This window comes from Guyparkeria sp. SCN-R1 (assembly GCF_003932495.1).
GTDB lineage: Bacteria > Pseudomonadota > Gammaproteobacteria > Halothiobacillales > Halothiobacillaceae > Guyparkeria.
This window is the reverse complement of sequence record NZ_QZMT01000004.1, coordinates 235,240-252,178: the sequence shown is the minus strand read 5'-3', so window position 1 is coordinate 252,178 and position 16,939 is coordinate 235,240. Positions and strand designations below refer to the sequence as shown.

The 16,939-nt window shown below is 64.7% G+C and carries 17 protein-coding genes, 1 tRNA gene and 1 pseudogene; 14 read left to right on the top strand and 5 right to left on the bottom strand.

The features are described from left to right. Window positions 1-50 precede the first annotated feature (50 nt). Window positions 51-143, bottom strand: a complete 93-nt coding sequence (locus tag D5687_RS11530) for an Arm DNA-binding domain-containing protein (protein ID WP_125198487.1) — start codon at window positions 141-143, stop codon at window positions 51-53. Then, window positions 136-357, bottom strand: a complete 222-nt coding sequence (locus tag D5687_RS04120; protein WP_125198486.1) for a hypothetical protein — start codon at window positions 355-357, stop codon at window positions 136-138. The genes D5687_RS11530 and D5687_RS04120 overlap by 8 nt, the downstream gene beginning before the upstream one ends. Window positions 358-520: 163 nt before the next feature. Here D5687_RS04120 and D5687_RS04115 point away from each other — a divergent pair, with 163 nt between their 5' ends. The 5 genes from D5687_RS04115 to rnk all read left to right on the top strand — a co-directional run bounded on the left by D5687_RS04115 (window position 521) and on the right by rnk (window position 4,798). Then, complete coding sequence (locus D5687_RS04115) at window positions 521-715, top strand: ribbon-helix-helix protein, CopG family (RefSeq protein WP_125198485.1); 195 nt, start codon at window positions 521-523, stop codon at window positions 713-715. A 266-nt stretch (window positions 716-981) separates the two neighbouring features. After that, a tRNA-Val gene (locus D5687_RS04110) sits at window positions 982-1,058 on the top strand. A gap of 340 nt (window positions 1,059-1,398) precedes the next feature. Then, entirely contained in the window at window positions 1,399-3,306 is a 1,908-nt protein-coding gene (thrS, locus tag D5687_RS04105; protein WP_125198484.1) for a threonine--tRNA ligase, read from the top strand. Window positions 3,307-3,724: 418 nt separating this feature from the next. After that, window positions 3,725-4,270: a translation initiation factor IF-3 gene (infC, locus tag D5687_RS04100; protein WP_125198483.1), complete on the top strand. Its 546-nt coding sequence runs from the start codon at window positions 3,725-3,727 to the stop codon at window positions 4,268-4,270. Window positions 4,271-4,387: 117 nt separating this feature from the next. Further along, window positions 4,388-4,798, top strand: a complete 411-nt coding sequence (rnk, locus tag D5687_RS04095) for a nucleoside diphosphate kinase regulator (RefSeq protein WP_125198482.1) — start codon at window positions 4,388-4,390, stop codon at window positions 4,796-4,798. A gap of 144 nt (window positions 4,799-4,942) precedes the next feature. Here rnk and D5687_RS04090 read toward each other — a convergent pair whose 3' ends face one another. Then, the gene (locus D5687_RS04090) at window positions 4,943-6,100 is read right to left on the bottom strand and encodes a histone deacetylase (protein ID WP_158611741.1); all 1,158 of its coding nucleotides are present in this window, start codon (window positions 6,098-6,100) and stop codon (window positions 4,943-4,945) included. Window positions 6,101-6,478: 378 nt separating this feature from the next. On the opposite strand from D5687_RS04090, the gene rpmI reads away from it, so the two are divergent. The 6 genes and pseudogenes from rpmI to D5687_RS04060 all read left to right on the top strand — a co-directional run. After that, on the top strand, window positions 6,479-6,679 hold the full coding sequence (gene rpmI / locus D5687_RS04085; RefSeq protein ID WP_125198480.1) for a 50S ribosomal protein L35: 201 nt from the start codon (window positions 6,479-6,481) through the stop codon (window positions 6,677-6,679). A gap of 11 nt (window positions 6,680-6,690) precedes the next feature. After that, the gene (gene rplT, locus D5687_RS04080) at window positions 6,691-7,050 is read left to right on the top strand and encodes a 50S ribosomal protein L20 (RefSeq protein WP_125198479.1); all 360 of its coding nucleotides are present in this window, start codon (window positions 6,691-6,693) and stop codon (window positions 7,048-7,050) included. Window positions 7,051-7,242: 192 nt separating this feature from the next. Next, window positions 7,243-8,265 carry a phenylalanine--tRNA ligase subunit alpha gene (gene pheS / locus D5687_RS04075; protein ID WP_204742129.1) on the top strand — a complete coding sequence of 341 codons (1,023 nt, stop codon included), beginning with the start codon at window positions 7,243-7,245 and terminating at the stop codon, window positions 8,263-8,265. Between the two features lie 106 nt (window positions 8,266-8,371). Continuing rightward, complete coding sequence (pheT, locus tag D5687_RS04070) at window positions 8,372-10,747, top strand: phenylalanine--tRNA ligase subunit beta (RefSeq protein ID WP_125198478.1); 2,376 nt, start codon at window positions 8,372-8,374, stop codon at window positions 10,745-10,747. A 23-nt stretch (window positions 10,748-10,770) separates the two neighbouring features. Then, the gene (locus tag D5687_RS04065) at window positions 10,771-11,073 is read left to right on the top strand and encodes an integration host factor subunit alpha (protein WP_125198477.1); all 303 of its coding nucleotides are present in this window, start codon (window positions 10,771-10,773) and stop codon (window positions 11,071-11,073) included. Then, window positions 11,051-11,315, top strand: a pseudogene (locus D5687_RS04060) (MerR family transcriptional regulator); the annotation flags it as partial. The gene D5687_RS04065 and the pseudogene D5687_RS04060, both read left to right, overlap by 23 nt. 288 nt (window positions 11,316-11,603) lie before the next feature. On the opposite strand, the gene D5687_RS04055 reads toward D5687_RS04060, so the two are convergent. Together D5687_RS04055 and D5687_RS04050 are read right to left on the bottom strand one after the other, a co-directional pair. After that, complete coding sequence (locus tag D5687_RS04055) at window positions 11,604-12,410, bottom strand: GNAT family N-acetyltransferase (protein WP_125198476.1); 807 nt, start codon at window positions 12,408-12,410, stop codon at window positions 11,604-11,606. A gap of 123 nt (window positions 12,411-12,533) precedes the next feature. After that, window positions 12,534-14,549, bottom strand: coding sequence for a thioredoxin domain-containing protein (locus D5687_RS04050; protein ID WP_158611740.1), 2,016 nt, complete (start codon window positions 14,547-14,549; stop codon window positions 12,534-12,536). 99 nt (window positions 14,550-14,648) lie between these two features. On the opposite strand from D5687_RS04050, the gene lgt reads away from it, so the two are divergent. The 3 genes from lgt to folA all read left to right on the top strand — a co-directional run bounded on the left by lgt (window position 14,649) and on the right by folA (window position 16,892). After that, entirely contained in the window at window positions 14,649-15,470 is an 822-nt protein-coding gene (gene lgt / locus D5687_RS04045) for a prolipoprotein diacylglyceryl transferase (protein ID WP_125198474.1), read from the top strand. Beyond that, window positions 15,467-16,261 carry a thymidylate synthase gene (locus tag D5687_RS04040; protein WP_125198473.1) on the top strand — a complete coding sequence of 265 codons (795 nt, stop codon included), beginning with the start codon at window positions 15,467-15,469 and terminating at the stop codon, window positions 16,259-16,261. The genes lgt and D5687_RS04040 overlap by 4 nt, the downstream gene beginning before the upstream one ends. Window positions 16,262-16,388: 127 nt before the next feature. Continuing rightward, on the top strand, window positions 16,389-16,892 hold the full coding sequence (gene folA, locus D5687_RS04035) for a type 3 dihydrofolate reductase (RefSeq protein ID WP_125198472.1): 504 nt from the start codon (window positions 16,389-16,391) through the stop codon (window positions 16,890-16,892). Window positions 16,893-16,939: the final 47 nt, after the last annotated feature.

Sequence of the window (16,939 nt, the reverse complement as noted above, 5' to 3'; positions counted from 1 at the left end):
GGCCACGGTGGCCTCCTCACCCCGCCAGATTTACACCACTTCCCGGGACGCTACCAGGCCGTATATTCCCGGCAGCGCTCTCCCTTGTAGCGAAAGTCGAAGTACAACCGCTTGGCTTCTCCTCGTGCACGAACCTTACCCATGACACTTCTCCCCGTTGGCCATCAGGATCTCCGGGGCGAGGTTCTCGAACATGTCGGCCTCGATGTTTTCCCAGAGGTAGAGAATGCGACGCCGACCAAACGGTCGGACGTAGTGCCGCCCCTCGATGAAGACTTCCTGGGTTAGAACGTTGCGCACGTAGCGCGTGGTGTAGTTGAGCTTCTCGGCGAGTTGCTCGGAGGTCATGTACGTCATGACGTTTACCTCTTGCGTGAGTGGATAGCCGCTATGCGACTAGATCCAACGTACATGCCTTCGGCTATCCTGCTAATTAATTTCCCGCTAGACTCGAAACCCCTTTTCGACGACCGATTCCCGCCGCCGACACGCACCGACCTTTAGTTAATGAGAGGCTTTGATGAAGACAGGACGCACCCACCAAAAGCAGGTCAATATCCGGCTGGATGACGAGACCCTGCGCCGGATCGACGAATGTCGGTCCGAGCTCTTAAAGACGACAGGAGAAATTCCGCCGCGAGCGGACGTGGTTCGGGAGGCCATTGATCGATATCTCGAGGAATTCGAGAGAGATCTGCGTGGAGCGAGGAGTTGAGCCCAAAGCGTGTGGTGCTCACTTTGCCCGGTCGATCTCGGATCGGGTCTGTCTCAACGTGGTCCCAATTTGGTCTCAAAATGGTCTCAATTTGGTCTCAAGCCCATTTCGGCACTCAGATCCTAGACACCATGCACCGGCGAAGCCCGACGTTGAGATGCCGAGAACCCAAAATCAACACCAACGCAAGTTGCTGTTTCTATTGGCATTAAATTGAGTGTTGACAGAACATCCGGACCCGGTAGAATGCGCATCCGTTCGACGACAGGCGCGTAGCTCAGTTGGTTAGAGCACCACCTTGACATGGTGGGGGTCGTTGGTTCGAATCCAATCGCGCCTACCAACATTGAAAGCCCGGCAGCATCATGCTCGCCGGGCTTTTTCGTGTTCGACTGGCGAACCAGTCGGTGGTTGTCGACGGGTCCTTGCCCCAAGCGCAGATGACCAGCCTCTTCCGGTGGGCACGCACGAACCAAGGCAGCCGCCGTCAAAACGACGTCTGGAACCAGCCGATCGCCCTCCCCGGCCGCACCCTGCTCTGGTATGATTCCGGCCCTAAAATCACCCCTACCCGGGTGCGTCACGACGGTCCATGCTGTCCGCACCCTTCGACCCACACGGATGCAAACGCGGGCTTTGGTAGGGCCCGCCACTGGCATCCCAAGTGCTTTTCAGGAGGGCACATGCCGACTATCACGCTACCCGACGGCAGTCAGCGCACGTTCGACCACCCGGTTTCACTCGCCGAGATTGCCTCCGACATCGGTCCGGGGCTGGCCAAGGCCGCCGTCGCCGGCAAGATCGACGGCAAGCTGGTCGATCTCTCGCGCACCGTCGAGAACGATGCGGACATCGCCATCGTCACGGCGAAGGACCAGGAGGGTGTCGAGATCATCCGCCACTCCACCGCGCACCTGATGGCCCAGGCGGTCAAGCAGCTCTACCCCGAGGCACAGGTCACCATCGGCCCGGTCATCGACCAGGGCTTCTACTACGACTTTGCCTTCGACCGGCCCTTCAACGACGAGGATCTGGAGAAGATCGAGACCCGCATGCGCGAGCTGGCCAGCGAGGGCGACGAGCTCGAGCGCCGCGTGATGGAGCGCGACGATGCCGTGCGCTTCTTCAAGGATCTGGGCGAGGACTACAAGGTCGAGATCATTAAGGACATCCCGGGCGAGGAAGAGCTCTCCATCTACACCCAGGGCGACTTCACCGATCTCTGCCGCGGTCCGCACGTGCCGCACACCAACAAGCTCAAGGCCTTCAAGCTGTTGAAGGTGGCCGGCGCCTACTGGCGCGGTGACTCGGACAACGAGATGCTCACCCGCGTCTACGGCACGGCCTTTGCCAGCGACAAGGAGCTCAAGCGCTACCTCAAGCAGCGCGAAGAGGCCGAGAAGCGCGATCACCGTCGTCTGGGCAAGCAGCTGGATCTTTTCCACTTCCAGGAGGAGGCGCCGGGACTGGTGTTCTGGCACCCGCGCGGCTGGGCGATCTGGCAGGTCATCGAGTCATACATGCGCGACGTCTACAAGCGCTCGGGCTACGCGGAGATCAAGTGCCCGCAGATCCTGGACGTGTCCCTGTGGAAGAAATCCGGCCACTGGGACAACTACCAGGAAAACATGTTCTTCACCGAGTCGGAGAAGCGCACCTACGCGGTCAAGCCGATGAACTGCCCGGGCCACGTCCAGGTGTTCAACCACGGCCTGCACAGCTATCGCGACCTGCCGATCCGCTACGGCGAGTTCGGCTCCTGCCACCGCAACGAGCCCTCGGGCGCGCTGCACGGCATCCTGCGCGTACGGGGCTTTACCCAGGATGACGGCCACATCTTCTGCACCGAGAAGCAGATCGAGCCGGAAGTGCGTGCCTTCCACGGCCAGGCACTGGAGGTCTACGAGACCTTCGGCTTTACCGACGTGCAGGTGAAGATCGCCACCCGTCCGGACAAGCGCATGGGCGCGGACGAGGTCTGGGACGAGGCCGAAGAAGCCCTGCGCAGCGCGCTGCGTGCAGCAAATGTCGAGTGGGAGGAACTGCCGGGCGAAGGCGCCTTCTACGGGCCGAAGATCGAATATCACTTGAGTGATGCCATCGGCCGGACCTGGCAGCTCGGCACCATCCAGGTCGATTTCATGATGCCCGAGCGACTGGGCGCGACCTACATCGACGAGCACAGCGAGCGCCAGCATCCGGTCATGCTCCACCGCGCCATCGTCGGCTCGATGGAGCGCTTCATCGGCATCCTGATCGAGCACCATGCCGGGCAGATGCCGCTATGGCTCGCCCCGACGCAGGCCGTGACCATGGGCATCACCGACAAACACGCCGAATATGTCGGCCAGGTCGCCGAGCGACTCAAGGCCGCCGGGCTGCGGGCACAGGCCGATCTGCGCAACGAGAAGGTCGGCTTCAAGATCCGCGAGCACACCCTCGAGCGCGTGCCCTACCTGCTGGTCGCCGGCGACCGCGAGATCGACGCCGATGCGGTTTCCGTGCGCACCCGCTCGGGCGAGGATCTCGGCTCGATCAAGGTCGACGAGCTGATCGAACGCCTCAAGGGCGAGATCGGCGAGCACCGTTAAGGCCCGCGTTAAGACCGAGCACAAGCACGGGAAAACCGACCGCGGTTGGCAACTACCGTGGCTCGGGAAGGTCTGCACGAATCCGATACCGCTCTGCGCGCCTAGAGCCGGGCAGATGCAAGGCGTTCGTCCGCCGTGGAAGGGTGATTCCCTTTCCAAGGAGGACAACGCAGCAAATGCCCGGCTCTAGGCGCGCCCGGCGGGGCTTGGCGAGTCGCCCGTGCTCCGCGTTGCGATGTCTTGACGTGGCCGTCGGCACGCCGGCATCATCGCGCCTTGATCACGAACGACTCGCCAAGCCAGAGTGGCATCGGATTCGTGCAGACCTTCCCTTATGTGCTAATTTTTCGCAACACCACCCCGGGCCGACGGCTTTTCGGGGTACTATTCGGTTCAAACCTGACTGGAGGGTACGAACATCGCTCAACAACGCGGAGCGGGTCGCAGCAGCAGCAACGACCCCAGGATCAATGATCAAATCAACGTTCGGGAAGTCCGATTGGTCGACGAAAACGGCGAACAGGTCGGAGTCGTCCCCACGGATGAGGCAATGAGCCGTGCTCAGGACGCCGCCTTGGACTTGGTAGAGGTCTCGCCGACCGCCAAACCGCCCGTCTGCAAGATCATGGACTTCGGTAAGTTCAAGTATCAGCAGAGCAAGAAGGCGAACGAGGCGAAGAAGAAGCAGAAGCAGATCGAGATCAAGGAAGTGAAATTCCGTCCCGGCACGGAAGATCACGACTACCAGGTCAAGCTGCGTAATGCGACTCGCTTCCTGGAGGCCGGCGACAAGGTGAAGATCACCCTGCGCTTCCGCGGCCGAGAGATGGCCCACCGGGACCTCGGCGCCGAACTGCTCTCCCGCATCGAGGGAGATCTGTCGGAGCTGGCAGCCGTCGAGCAAAAGCCGCGCATGGAAGGCCGTCAGGCCACCATGGTGATGGCACCACGCGCGAACCGGTAGCGCACGTCCGCTCGCCTCCGGGCGACTGACCTGCGAACGACCCCGTCGCATTGCGGCGGGGTTTTTTTACATCACCCCCACCGGCCCACGCGCCGGTGTTCATGCGGAGCGACTCTCATGGACAAGCCACGTATCGTCATCACCGAACTGGATCTCGAACGTCTGGAAAAACTGCTCGACCAGACACCGGCCGACACCTTTCCCGGCAAGGCAGACCTCGCCCGGGAACTGGATCGCGCCGATGTCGTCGACCCGCACGAGATCCCGCCAAACACGGTCACCATGAACTCCACCGTCCGGTTCCGCGTCATGTCCTCCGACGAGGAATTCCGCCTGACGCTGGTCTACCCGAAACACGTGGCCGAGGATGGCAGCACGATCTCGATCCTCGCACCCATCGGCAGTGCCCTCATCGGGCTGTCGGAGGGCGACGAAATGGAGTGGCCTCGCCCCGGTGGCGGTACGCTTCAGGTGCGCATCGAGGAAGTGGTCTACCAACCCGAACGCGCGGGCGAATACCACCGGTGAAGGGAAGCAACGGGACCCAGCGGCCTTGCAAAGACAGCCAGGAAAGCCAAAAAGCGCCCAGGCCCGACCGACACCCTGTCCATTGACCCACAAAACCCGCCCACTCGGCGGGTTTCTTGTTTGCCGGATGCGTGCAGACCGTCCCTATAACGAATCTCCGACGGTGTCTGATCCCTCCGACCGCCGCCGGAGCGCAGCGATGGAATCGGCGTGGAATCGTGCCGCCTCGGCCACCGCGGCACGACCCTCGTCCGCGGGCAGCACGTTGATCCCATCCACCATGTGACCCGCAAGCGCCCGGAGGGTGGCATGCGCGCTATCCGACAAGGCCTGCGCGTTGTAGCCGCCCTCGAGCATCATCACCAGTCGATCGTCGCAAACCTCGTGCGCCAGCGCGCACATGTGCTGCGTCAGCGCGGCAAAGCCGGTGTCGTCCATGGTGCAGGTCTGGTCCAGGTAGTGGCAGTCAAATCCGGCGGAAACCAGGATGAGTTCAGGCCGGAACGCCCGTGCCGCCGGGCGCACCACCAGATCGAACACATCGAGCAGTGTCGCGTTGCCACTCCCGCGTGGATACGGGACGTTCAGGTGATAGCCCAGCCCGGCCCCGGTGCCGGTTTCAGCCAGCGTGCCGGTGCCGGGGTAGAACGGGGCCTCGCAGTGGCTGTCTACGACCAGCACGTCGGGCTGGTCGTAGAATATCTCCTGGGTACCGTTGCCATGGTGCATGTCCCAGTCCCAGATCATCACCCGGCGATAGCCCAGCACCTCCCGTGCATGCATGGCGGCCACGGCGATGTTGTTGTACAGGCAAAAGCCCCGGGCGTGATCGGTCGAGGCGTGATGCCCCGGCGGACGCACGATGCAGAACGCATGACGATCGTCGCCGCTGGCAATGGCCTCGATGGCGCTGATGCCGGCGCCGGCAGCCAGTCTCGCCGCGACCACGCTTTCGGGGGATACCGCGGTCGTGTCCTGTGCCAGCCAGCCCGAACCACCGACAAGGGATTCGATATAGGCCAGATGCTCGACCGTATGAACTCGCTGGAGTTGGGCGTGTGTCGCTTGCACCGGGGACCGCCAGCCTTGGCCGTCGACAGGTTCGGCATGCAGCCGCTCGACAATCGCCGTCAACCGTTCCGGACGCTCGGGGTAGGCGTAGGTTTCCAGACTGGCCTCGGGATACTGGTGGGCGATCATCGCCTTGACGGCATCGCTCCATTCCGGGTGGTTGGTATCCCAGCCTGACGGCTCGTGGCCGAGCATGCGCGCGTCGTAATAAATCAGCACGGCCTTCCTCATCACAACAAGACTCCGGAAGAAGATGGCCTTGTGCCGCCCCGGTAGCTCAGCACAAGGCTGGAATAGCCCCAAGGCGCAACACACCCCAGCCGGGTTGGCAGTCAAGCATAGTCCCTTGCCTTGTGTTTCACGCCCATCCGTGCAGCCCATTCTGCATCGGTCTGCCGCATCGGCGCGTTGTCCGCCGCCTTTGACGGGCGACCGCAAACCTCGTGTTTTTCATGGAAGGATTGCGATCACGACCGCTCTCCGGTATTCTCATGCGCCGTTTCGCCGCCCCGGGAACTCCCGTGGGCAGGCAACGGTGAAATCGTCCGCGCACGTTAAACACTCCGACGTGGCCGGATATCCAAAAACAAACCTGAACTGGAGTTGATCATGCCCAAGATCAAGACTAATCGCGGGGCCGCCAAGCGGTTCAAGATTACCGCGGGCGGCGTAAAGCGTCGTCAGTCGCACCTGCGTCACATCCTCACGAAGAAATCGTCGAAGCGGAAGCGTCAGCTCGGTTCGCCGGCCTACGTTCACGAGGCCGATGTCCAGCTCGTCGAGCGCATGATGCCCTACGGCAAGAAGTGAGGAGATAGACCATGGCACGAGTCAAGCGTGGCGTTACCGCCCATGCCAAGCACAAGAAAGTCCTGAACAAGGCGAAGGGTTACTACGGTGCCCGTTCGCGTACCTACCGCTCTGCCAAGCAGGCGGTCATCAAGGCCGGTCAGTACGCCTATCGTGACCGTCGCGCGAAGAAGCGCGTATTCCGCGGCCTGTGGATCACCCGCATCAACGCCGAGGCACGCAACAACGGCCTGTCCTACAGCCGCATGATGGATGGCCTGAACAAGGCCAACGTCGAGGTCGACCGCAAGGTCCTCGCCGACATCGCGGTGCACGACAAGCCGGGCTTTGCCGCCCTGGCCGAGAAAGCCAAGGCTGCCCTGGCAGGCTGATTCGGACCGATCACGGATTGCGGGCGGCCACCAGTCGCCCACCCGGATTCCCGAAAGGCGCCTCACGGCGCCTTTTTTCGTTGAAGGCATTGATTTTATTGGGCTTTACGCCACAATAACGCCCTTCGCCAGATGCCGGTTCCGACGGCATCCGGCAAAGGGTGGCTAAGCAACTTGAAGGAGCGTTAAGCGGTGAGCAACTCCCTGGACACCTTGGAGACCGACGCACTGGCGCGCATCGAGGCGGCCGACAGTCTCGACGCACTCGAGGCCCTGCGGGTGGAATACACCGGCAAGAAGGGCTCGATCACGGCCCAGATGAAGACCCTCGGCCAGCTTGATCCCGAAGAGCGCAAGACCCAGGGCGCGGCCATCAACGCGGTCAAGGACCGGGTTATCGGCGCGCTCAAGGGCCGCCGCGAAACCCTGCAGGCCGAGGCGCTGGCCGCCAAGCTCAGTGCTGAGACCATTGATGTCACCCTGCCCGGCCGTCGCCGCCCGCCCGGTGCCAAGCACCCGGTTACGCAGATCACCGAGCGCGTCTCCGCCATCTTCCAGGCAATGGGCTTTCGCGTCGCCGAAGGCCCGGAGATCGAGGACGACTGGCACAACTTCACCGCCCTGAACATCCCCGAGAGCCACCCCGCCCGGGCGATGCACGACACCTTCTACTTCGACGCCAACCACCTGCTGCGCACCCACACCTCGCCGGTGCAAATCCGCGCCATGCAGGAATCCAAGCCGCCGCTGAAGGTGATCGCCCCCGGTCGCGTCTACCGCTGCGACTCGGACATGACGCACTCGCCGATGTTCCACCAAATCGAGGTGCTCTACCTCGACGAGAACGTGCGCTTCACCGACCTGCGCGCCACGCTGGAGACCTTCCTCGCCGCCCTGTTCGAGCGCGAGGACCTGCCGATCCGCCTGCGCCCGTCGTTCTTCCCCTTCACCGAGCCATCGGCCGAGGTCGACATCCAGTGCGTCCACTGCGGTGGCGAGGGCTGCCGCGTGTGCAAGAAAACCGGCTGGATCGAGGTGCTGGGCGCCGGCATGGTCCACCCCAACGTGCTGCGTTCGGTGGGGCTCGACCCGGCCGAGGTAAGCGGTTTCGCCATCGGCATGGGCGTCGAGCGCCTGGCGATGCTCCGCTACGGCGTCGACGACCTGCGCGCGTTCTTCGAGAACGACCTGCGCTTCCTGCGCCAATTCCAGTAGACCCGATTCCCGTCGCGCCGGCGTGACCGGCCGACCCACCGATTTGTGCCCGGCCCCGCATCGTCGCGGCGGCCGACCGGACCAAGGCCCGAGGACCTGACACCCGATGCTTTTTTCCGAGAACTGGCTGAGAACCTGGATTGACCCGCAGGTCGACACCGAGGAGCTGGCCCACCGCCTGACCATGGCCGGCCTCGAGGTCGATGCCATCGAGCCGGCCGCCCCGGCCTTCGACAACGTCGTCGTCGCCGAGGTCAAGACCGTGCGCCCGCACCCGGACGCCGACAAGCTGCGCGTGACCGAGGTATTCGATGGCGAGACCACCTGGCAGGTCGTCTGCGGCGCGCCCAACGTTCGCGAGGGCATGCGCGCCCCGCTCGCCCGGGTGGGCGCCACCCTGCCCGGCGGCATGAAGATCAAGAAGGCGAAGCTCCGCGGCGAACCGTCCCACGGCATGCTCTGCGGCGCCGACGAGCTGGGCCTGGCAAGCTCCCGCGACGGCCTGCTGGAGCTGCCGGCCGATGCGCCGGTGGGTGCGAACCTGCGCGAGTGGCTGGATCTCGATGATGCCGTGATCGAGCTCGGGATAACCCCCAATCGCGGTGATGTCCTGTCGATCGCGGGCCTGGCCCAGGAATGCAGCGCCCTGTTCGACGCCACGCTTACCGCACCGGACACCCAGGCGCCCGCAGCAACCATCGACTCGACCCGCGCGGCGGCGATCGAGGCGGCGGACGCCTGCCCGACCTACCTCACCCAGGTGATCGAGGACATCCCGGCCCGCGGCGACACCGACATGCTGATCGCCGAGCGCCTGCGCCGCGCCGGCGTGTCGACGGTCGAGCCGATCGTCGACCTGCTGAACTACGTCATGCTCGAGACCGGCCAGCCGATGCACGCCTTCGATGCGGACAAGGTCGACGGCGACATCCGCGTGCGCTGGGCCAAGGCCGGCGAAAAAATGGTCGGCCTGAACGAACAGGAACTGACGCTCGAGGACGACTGCCTGGTGGTGGCCGATGCCAGCAACCCGATCGCGCTGGCGGGCATTATCGGCAGCGCCCCCTCGGGGGTCTCAGGCGAGACTCGCCGCATCGTGCTGGAATCCGCCCACTTCACCCCTGAGGCGGTCGCCGGTCGCGCTCGCCGCTTTGGCCTGACCACCGATGCCGCCTTCCGCTTCGAGCGTGGCGTCGACCCGGGCCTGCCGCGCCAGGCAATCGACCGGGCCGCCCAGCTAATCACCGAGATGCTCGGCGGCAAGGCCGGGCCGGTGGTCGAAGCGAGCGGCGGTCGCGAACTGACGACCCCGGCCGCGATCACGCTCGACATGGAATGGGCCGAGCGACGCCTCGGCCTGCCGGTCGCCACCGAGCGTGCCGCCGACCTGCTTACCCGGCTGGGCTGCGATGTCACTCGTGATGCCGACGTGCTCTCCGTGGTGCCGCCGACCCGCCGCTTCGATCTGGCCATCCCCGAGGACCTGCTCGAGGAACTGGCGCGCCTGATCGGCTACGACAACTTCCGCGCGCCGATCACGCGCATGACCCCGGAGATCGGCCTGCCGGCGGCGACCACCAACACCACCACGCGCATCGGCGATCTCATGGCCGACCGTGGCTACTTCGAGGCGATCACCTACAGCTTCGTCGACCGCGATCTGGATGCGGTGATCACCCCGGGCACCCCCGCCATCGAACTGGCGAACCCGATCGCCTCGCAGATGGCGGTGATGCGCCAGAGCCTCTGGCCGGGCCTGCTCGAGGCCGTGGCCCACAACCAGAAACGCCAACAGCCGGCGATCCGCCTGTTCGAGACCGGCCACCGCTTCGCCGGTTCGACCGCCGCAGCCGCGCGGGAATCAAGCGAACTGGCCTTCGTTGCCGCCGGCCACGCGGCCCCCGAGCAATGGGGACAGGCCACGCGAACCGTCGACTTCTATGACATCAAGGGCGACCTCGAGGATCTGCTCGAAGGACTCGGCCTGAAAGACGCGCTCTCCTTCCATCCCGGCGAGCACCCCGCACTGCACCCGGGCCAGGCCGCCGAGATTCGGATCGACGGCCAGCCGGTCGGTCAAATCGGCGCGCTGCACCCGGACACGCTCAAGACCTTCGATCTGAAGGGGCCGGTCTTTGCCGCCCGTCTGTCACTTGAGGGCATTGCCGAGCGCCCCCTGCCGCAGAGTGCACCGCTGTCGAAGTTTCCGCGCATCCGCCGGGATCTCGCGCTGGTCACCCCGACCACGCTTGCCTTCGACGAGCTGGCCGCTGCCATCCGCGCCGCCGGCGGGGCATTCCTGCGCGATGTCGAGCCCTTCGACCGCTACGTGGGTGAGGGTGTGGCCGACGGCCAGCAGTCGCTTGCAGTGAAGCTCGTGTTCCAGAATGACGAGCGCACTCTCACCGACGACGAAATTACCGATACAATCAATCACATACTCGAGAACCTCCGCCAGCACGATGTCGAGCTGCGCGGTTGACTTGAACCCGGGAACCGATTTACATGGCTCTTACGAAAGCGGATCTGGTAGAAACGCTGCATAACGAACTTGGCCTCAACAAGCGTGAGGCGAAGGACTTCGTCGATCTCTTCTTCGAGGAGATGCGGCAGGTGCTGGAATCGGGCGAGGACATCAAGCTCTCCGGCTTCGGCAATTTCCAGTTGCGGGACAAGAACGAACGCCCCGGGCGCAACCCGCGCACCGGGGAGATGATTCCCGTCACCGCCCGCCGGGTGGTGACCTTCCGCGCCGGCCAGAAACTCAAGTCGCTGGTGGAAGCTTATGACGGCCCAGAGCAAGACTGAATTCACCTTCCCGCCGATCCCCAGCAAGCGGTACTTCACCATTGGGGAAGTCGGCGAGCTCTGTGACGTCAAGTCGCACGTGCTGCGTTACTGGGAGCAGGAATTCGAACCGCTCAAGCCGATCAAGCGCCGCGGCAACCGCCGCTACTACCAACGCCACGACATCGAGCTGATCCGCCTGATCCGCACCCTGCTCTACGATCAGGGTTTCACCATCGCCGGCGCCCGCCAGCAGCTTGCCGCCCTGCCCAAGGCCTCCTCGCGCGAGTCCTCCAGTGCGCTGGAAGCCGTGCGCGACATGCGCGAGCGCATCAGCCAGAGCGGCGGCAACCTGCTGGCGCTCGACCCGCAAGGCGAAACCAGGCCCGACACCGAACACCCACCGGCTGCACCGCCCCCCGAAGCTCCCCTTCCCAGCGGCCGGCAACTCGACCTGCGCGAGATCCGTCTCGGTCTCGAGGCCCTGGTCGACGAGCTCGCCCCCTACTGCGACAAACGCGACCCGGACCAGTAAGCCAACCTAAGTCGACTCAAGCCGCGATATGCACGCGGCCCGCCCGCGGCTCCGGCTCGCGGCGGCGTTCGACGAAGTGGCGCAGGTAGCGTGACTGCAGGTCCGTACTCTCCAGCAGGATGAACAGGTCGGCACAGCCGAACGCCGGATCCCAGCACGGCTCTCCCCCGACCGTCGCCCCCAGGCGCATGTAGGCCTTCAGCAGTGGCGGCACGCGCGTCGATGGCATGCTGACCGGCGGCTCATCGAGGGCCGGCAGTGGACGACGCGGGCGCACGCGCCGCTCGACAGGTGCCAGGTGGCGATTGAGCAGGCTGTCGGTGATCGCCCGGGCGGTTGCCCCACCATCGTCCATGGGAATCGAGGCGCAGCCGATCAGGTAGCCGAAGCGGTTGTCCGCCATGAACCGGGCCAGCCCCGCCCAAAGGGCAGCGATCGTGCCACCCCGACGCCAGTCGGGATGCACGCAGGTCCGCCCAATCTCCATGACCCGTCCGGGCAGTTTGCGGATCCCGGCAAGATCGAATTCCTGCTCGGAATAGAACCCGCCGGTCAGGCAGGCCTGGGTGTCGGTCAGCACCCGGGTGCAGGCCACCAGCGCACCCCGGCGATCCCGCACCATCAGGTGATGACAGTGCGGATCGAACGCGTCGCGCTCCAGGCCATCATGCCCCGGCGGGATCGTCGCCCCCATCTCCTCGACGAACACCCGGTACCGCAGTCGGTAGCAGGCCTCGCGCTCCGCCCCAGTGGTGGCAAAGGCCACCGTCAGCCCACCCGATTCATTCAGCCGGTCACGCCGGCTTCCCTCGTCTCGCTGCATAGATCGTCTCCCCTGGCGTTTGATACTGATCGCAGGGTGGCGAGGCCAGTTGGCAGCGTGGTGACGAAACGATGTCGATCCGATGACCGGATGACAGTCGCTGGCAATTTGCGCCGGAATTGCTTACGCGAACTGCAGAAGCAACTGATCCGGATCGGCCTCGGGAGGCAGGCACGCCGTGCCGCGACAGACATACGCCAACCCGGAGCCGGCCTGGGGCAACGGCTTGTCGGGCAGCAAGTCATCACTGCCACTGGCGATCACGGTGATGCCGCGGCGACGCAACGTGGCGATCGCCGTCTGCCAGGCCGTCATCTCCCGGGCCTTGATTACCACCACCGTCGCGGGCTGGTGGAAGCGTCGCAGGGCGGCAAGCAGCCGCGTGTGGGCCTGCGGTGCACGTTCGATCGACCCGGCGGCGGCCTTGAAGATTGCCTCCGCGATGTCGAGCCAGTCGGTCCGGCCCAGGGCATAACCCAGCCGGGTAAGCGCATCGGCCAGCACCGCGTTGCCGGCCGGCTGGGCGTCGTCGGTGAACACGACCAGCCCCGCCACCGGTGCGCCGTGACCGGCATGGCTGAGCCGGAAGGCACCACTGGCATCGGTGAACCGCTCGGTGATCGTGCCGATGATCTCCTCGATGCGGGCCAGCCGCTCGGCATCGGGTACGCGAAAAAAGGCTTCGGTCTGGGCCTCCAGCAGCAAGGCAAGATCGTCGAGAAAGGCCGGCACCGACGGGCGCCCGTCAAGATAGCCGGTCGGCAGGTCGGCCACGGCGGTGGCCGCGGGTACCAGCCGATCGAGCAGGTCGAGGCCCTTGGTTGTCCAGTCGTCTCGCCCGAGCCGATTGCCGGCCCGCAGGAACCCGGTGGCCAGCAAGGCATTGAGTCCCAGCAGGGACTTGTCGTCACGCTTGGGCTGCGGACGGGCATCGCGTCGTGCCAGCAGGGCACGACGGAGGGGTTCGGCCAGTGGCCGCACCTGCTCCACGCTTCTAGCACGGCGCACCGCGGCCAGATGCCACTTGCCCTCGAAGTTCGCCGGGTGGTCGAGCCCGTACTCGCCCAGAAACCCCTCGATGGTGTCGGCATCGAGTCCGGCTAATTCCAGCAACTCGCGCGCCTCATCGGGCGTCCAGAGGTAGGTGGCGCCCTCCTCGCCCTGGGTATCGGCATCCAGGCTCGCAGCGAAGGTGCCGTCGGCCAGGCGCATGCGCTCGAGGAAGTGGTCGATGCTGCGTTCGAGCAGCGACTCGATCACGTCGCGTCGACCGTCCGATTCGCCTCCCAGGACGGCAAAGCGCGACAGGGTGTCCGGTAACTGGGCGTTGTCGACGAGCATCTTCTCGAAGTGGGGGATGGTCCAGTCGGCATCGACGCAGTACCGGAAGATGCCGCCGTCGAGGTGGTCGAACAGTCCACCATCGAGCAAGGCCGCCACGGCGTGATCCAAGGAGCCTTGCCCGTCGTCACCGCGAGCGGCCGCCTCGTCGAGCAGAAAGTCGAGCATGGGCAATTGCGGAAATTTCGGTGCACCTCCCAGTCCGCCGTGCTTGTCATCCAGCGCTCCATCCAGCCGTGCCCGCGCGGCATCGGCGATCGACACCCGCGGCAGGTCGGCACCCCCGGGTGGCGTCGCACTGAGCGCCCGATGAACCGCCATGCCCTGCTCTCGCGTCTGGTCACGCTTTTCCCGGTAGACGCTGTGCACCCGCTCGAGCAGATCGGCAAAGCCGGGCATGCCGAAACGCGGCTTTGCCGGAAAGTAGGTACCGATGAAAAACGGCGTCAAGTCATCCGGGTTGAGAAAGGCGGTCAGCGGCCAGCCGCCCCCGCGCTGGTTCAGGAGCGCATGCGCCGTCTGGAAGGTCTTGTCCAGATCGGGCCGCTCCTCGCGATCGACCTTGATATTGATGAAGTGCCGATTCATCACCGCCGCGATTTCCGGATCGGAAAAGCTCTCGCGCGCCATGACATGGCACCAGTGGCAGGCGGCATAGCCGATCGACAGCAGGATCGGTCGGTCCTCGTCGCGGGCACGGGCGAGCGCCTCCTCGGTCCAGGCATACCACTCGACCGGGTTATCGGCGTGGGCCTGAAGGTAGGGGCTGGTCGATTCCAGCAAGCGCGGATTGCTCATCGGATCGCTCCATTGAGGCGACGGATGGACGTCGCGAAACGGGGCCAACGATACTGGTAGACTCATCCGACTTTCACAACCGACACAACCGACGCCCCCATGGATTATCCCGCCATCGACCCCGTCGCCCTGCAGATCGGCCCGCTGGCCATTCACTGGTACGGGCTGATGTACCTGTTCGGCTTTGCCGGCGCCTGGGCGCTGGCCCGCCTGCGCGCCCGTCGTCCCGACTGGCCGATCCAGCCGGTGCAGGTCGACGATCTGCTTTTCTACAGTGCGCTGGGGGTGATCGCCGGCGGGCGCATCGGCTACATGCTGTTCTACCAACCGGGGCAGCTGATCGACTCGCCCCTGTCGCTATTCGCGCTCTGGGACGGCGGCATGAGCTTTCATGGCGGGCTGCTGGGCGTGCTGGTGGCCATGGCGCTATATGGCCGGCGGCAGGGTCTAGCCTTCTTCACGGTCACCGATTTCATCGCCCCGCTGGTACCCATCGGCCTGTTCTTCGGCCGGATCGGCAATTTCATCAACGCCGAACTGTGGGGCAGCCCCACCACCCTGCCCTGGGGCATGGTCTTCCCCGGTGCCGGCCCCGAGCCACGTCACCCCTCGATGCTCTACGAGGCGTTCCTCGAAGGGCTGGTGCTGTTCGTCCTGCTGTGGATCTTCTCCATGAAGCCGAGGCCTCGTATGGCGGTCTCCGGGCTGTTCCTCGCCGGCTACGGCGTATTCCGCTTTGCAGTCGAATTCGTCCGCGAACCGGATGCCCATATCGGCTATCTCGCCGGCGGATGGGTCACCATGGGCCATGTCCTCTCCGCGCCCATGATCCTGGCCGGAATTGCCCTGCTGATCTGGGCCTATCGGCGCGGTATCATGGACCGCCCTGCTGACACCCAACCGACTGCGAGACCCGAATGAAGGCCTATCTCGACCTGATGCAGCACGTCCTCGACCACGGCGTGGATCGCAGTGACCGCACCGGCACCGGTACGCGCAGCGTTTTCGGTTACCAGATGCGCTTCGACCTCTCGAAGGGCTTCCCTGCCCTGACGACCAAGAAGCTGCACCTGCGCTCGATCATCCACGAGCTGTTGTGGTTTATCAGCGGCGATACCAACGTCCGCTACCTGCAGGACAATGGCGTACGCATCTGGAACGAGTGGGCCGACGAGAACGGTGACCTCGGCCCGGTCTACGGCGCGCAGTGGCGCTCCTGGCCGACGCGCGACGGCGACACCATCGACCAGCTCGGCCAGGTGATCGAACAGATCAAGACCAACCCGGACTCGCGCCGGCTGATCGTCACGGCCTGGAACCCGGCCGACGTGCCCGAGATGGCCCTGCCACCCTGCCACCTGCTGTTCCAGTTCTATGTGGCCAACGGCCGGCTCTCCTGCCAGCTCTACCAGCGCAGCGCCGATATCTTCCTCGGCGTGCCGTTCAATATCGCCAGCTACGCGCTGTTGACGATGATGATCGCGCAGGTCTGCGATCTCGAGCCGGGCGAGTTCGTCCACACGCTGGGTGACGCGCACCTCTATCACAACCACCTCGACCAGGCGCGCGAGCAACTGACCCGGGAGCCACGCGACCAGCCGATCATGCGCATCAACCCCGATCGCCGCACGATCGACGAGTTCGTCTTCGACGATTTTGAGCTGACCGATTACGACCCGCACCCGCACATCAAGGCCAAGGTCGCCGTGTAACAAGGTCGCCGTCCGACGACGTCGGCCTCGCGTCAGAACGGGCGGATAGAGGTGAACCGCCCCCACGTTTGGGCTAGACTGCCGGGTCGATCCCACTCAATCACCATGCCGCGAGGCAGGAAACCGCATGCGCGTCAGTCTTATCGCCGCGATGGCCCGCAACCAGGTCATCGGTCGCAACAACCAGCTCCCCTGGCGGCTGCCGGCCGATCTCAAGCACTTCAAGCAGCTGACCATGGGCAAGCCCCTGATCATGGGGCGCAAGACCTACGAGTCGATCGGCAAACCGCTGCCCGGCCGGACCAACATCGTGGTCACCCGCGACGAGGGCTTCGCCGCCGAGGGCGTGATCGTGGTGCATTCGCTCAATGCCGCCCTGGCCGAGGCCGAGAAGCACCTCGACGAGAGCGAGGAGGCCATGGTGATGGGTGGGGCGAACATCTATTACCAGTACCTGCCCCGGGCCGACCGGATGTACCTGACGCTGGTGGAAGTGGAGGTCGCGGGCGACGCCCATTTCCCGGTGTACGTTCCCGACGAGTGGGAGCTGACCGAGGCCACGCGCCACGACCCGGACGATCGCAACCCCTACGCCTACCAGTTCCTGGTGTTCGATCGCATTCCGGCCTGACCGACCACCATTAATCAACTATCTTTTTGGTGAAGGGATTCCCGAAT

Coding starts and splice junctions, on each gene's coding strand:
- D5687_RS04120 (WP_125198486.1), bottom strand. CDS start 357: ATGACGTACATGACCTCCGAGCAACTCGCCGAGAAGCTCAACTACACC.
- D5687_RS11530 (WP_125198487.1), bottom strand. CDS start 143: ATGGGTAAGGTTCGTGCACGAGGAGAAGCCAAGCGGTTGTACTTCGAC.
- D5687_RS04055 (WP_125198476.1), bottom strand. CDS start 12,410: ATGCAGCGAGACGAGGGAAGCCGGCGTGACCGGCTGAATGAATCGGGT.
- folA (WP_125198472.1), top strand. CDS start 16,389: ATGCGCGTCAGTCTTATCGCCGCGATGGCCCGCAACCAGGTCATCGGT.
- D5687_RS04115 (WP_125198485.1), top strand. CDS start 521: ATGAAGACAGGACGCACCCACCAAAAGCAGGTCAATATCCGGCTGGAT.
- pheT (WP_125198478.1), top strand. CDS start 8,372: ATGCTTTTTTCCGAGAACTGGCTGAGAACCTGGATTGACCCGCAGGTC.
- rpmI (WP_125198480.1), top strand. CDS start 6,479: ATGCCCAAGATCAAGACTAATCGCGGGGCCGCCAAGCGGTTCAAGATT.
- D5687_RS04040 (WP_125198473.1), top strand. CDS start 15,467: ATGAAGGCCTATCTCGACCTGATGCAGCACGTCCTCGACCACGGCGTG.
- rplT (WP_125198479.1), top strand. CDS start 6,691: ATGGCACGAGTCAAGCGTGGCGTTACCGCCCATGCCAAGCACAAGAAA.
- thrS (WP_125198484.1), top strand. CDS start 1,399: ATGCCGACTATCACGCTACCCGACGGCAGTCAGCGCACGTTCGACCAC.
- lgt (WP_125198474.1), top strand. CDS start 14,649: ATGGATTATCCCGCCATCGACCCCGTCGCCCTGCAGATCGGCCCGCTG.
- rnk (WP_125198482.1), top strand. CDS start 4,388: ATGGACAAGCCACGTATCGTCATCACCGAACTGGATCTCGAACGTCTG.
- D5687_RS04065 (WP_125198477.1), top strand. CDS start 10,771: ATGGCTCTTACGAAAGCGGATCTGGTAGAAACGCTGCATAACGAACTT.
- D5687_RS04090 (WP_158611741.1), bottom strand. CDS start 6,100: ATGAGGAAGGCCGTGCTGATTTATTACGACGCGCGCATGCTCGGCCAC.
- D5687_RS04050 (WP_158611740.1), bottom strand. CDS start 14,549: ATGAGCAATCCGCGCTTGCTGGAATCGACCAGCCCCTACCTTCAGGCC.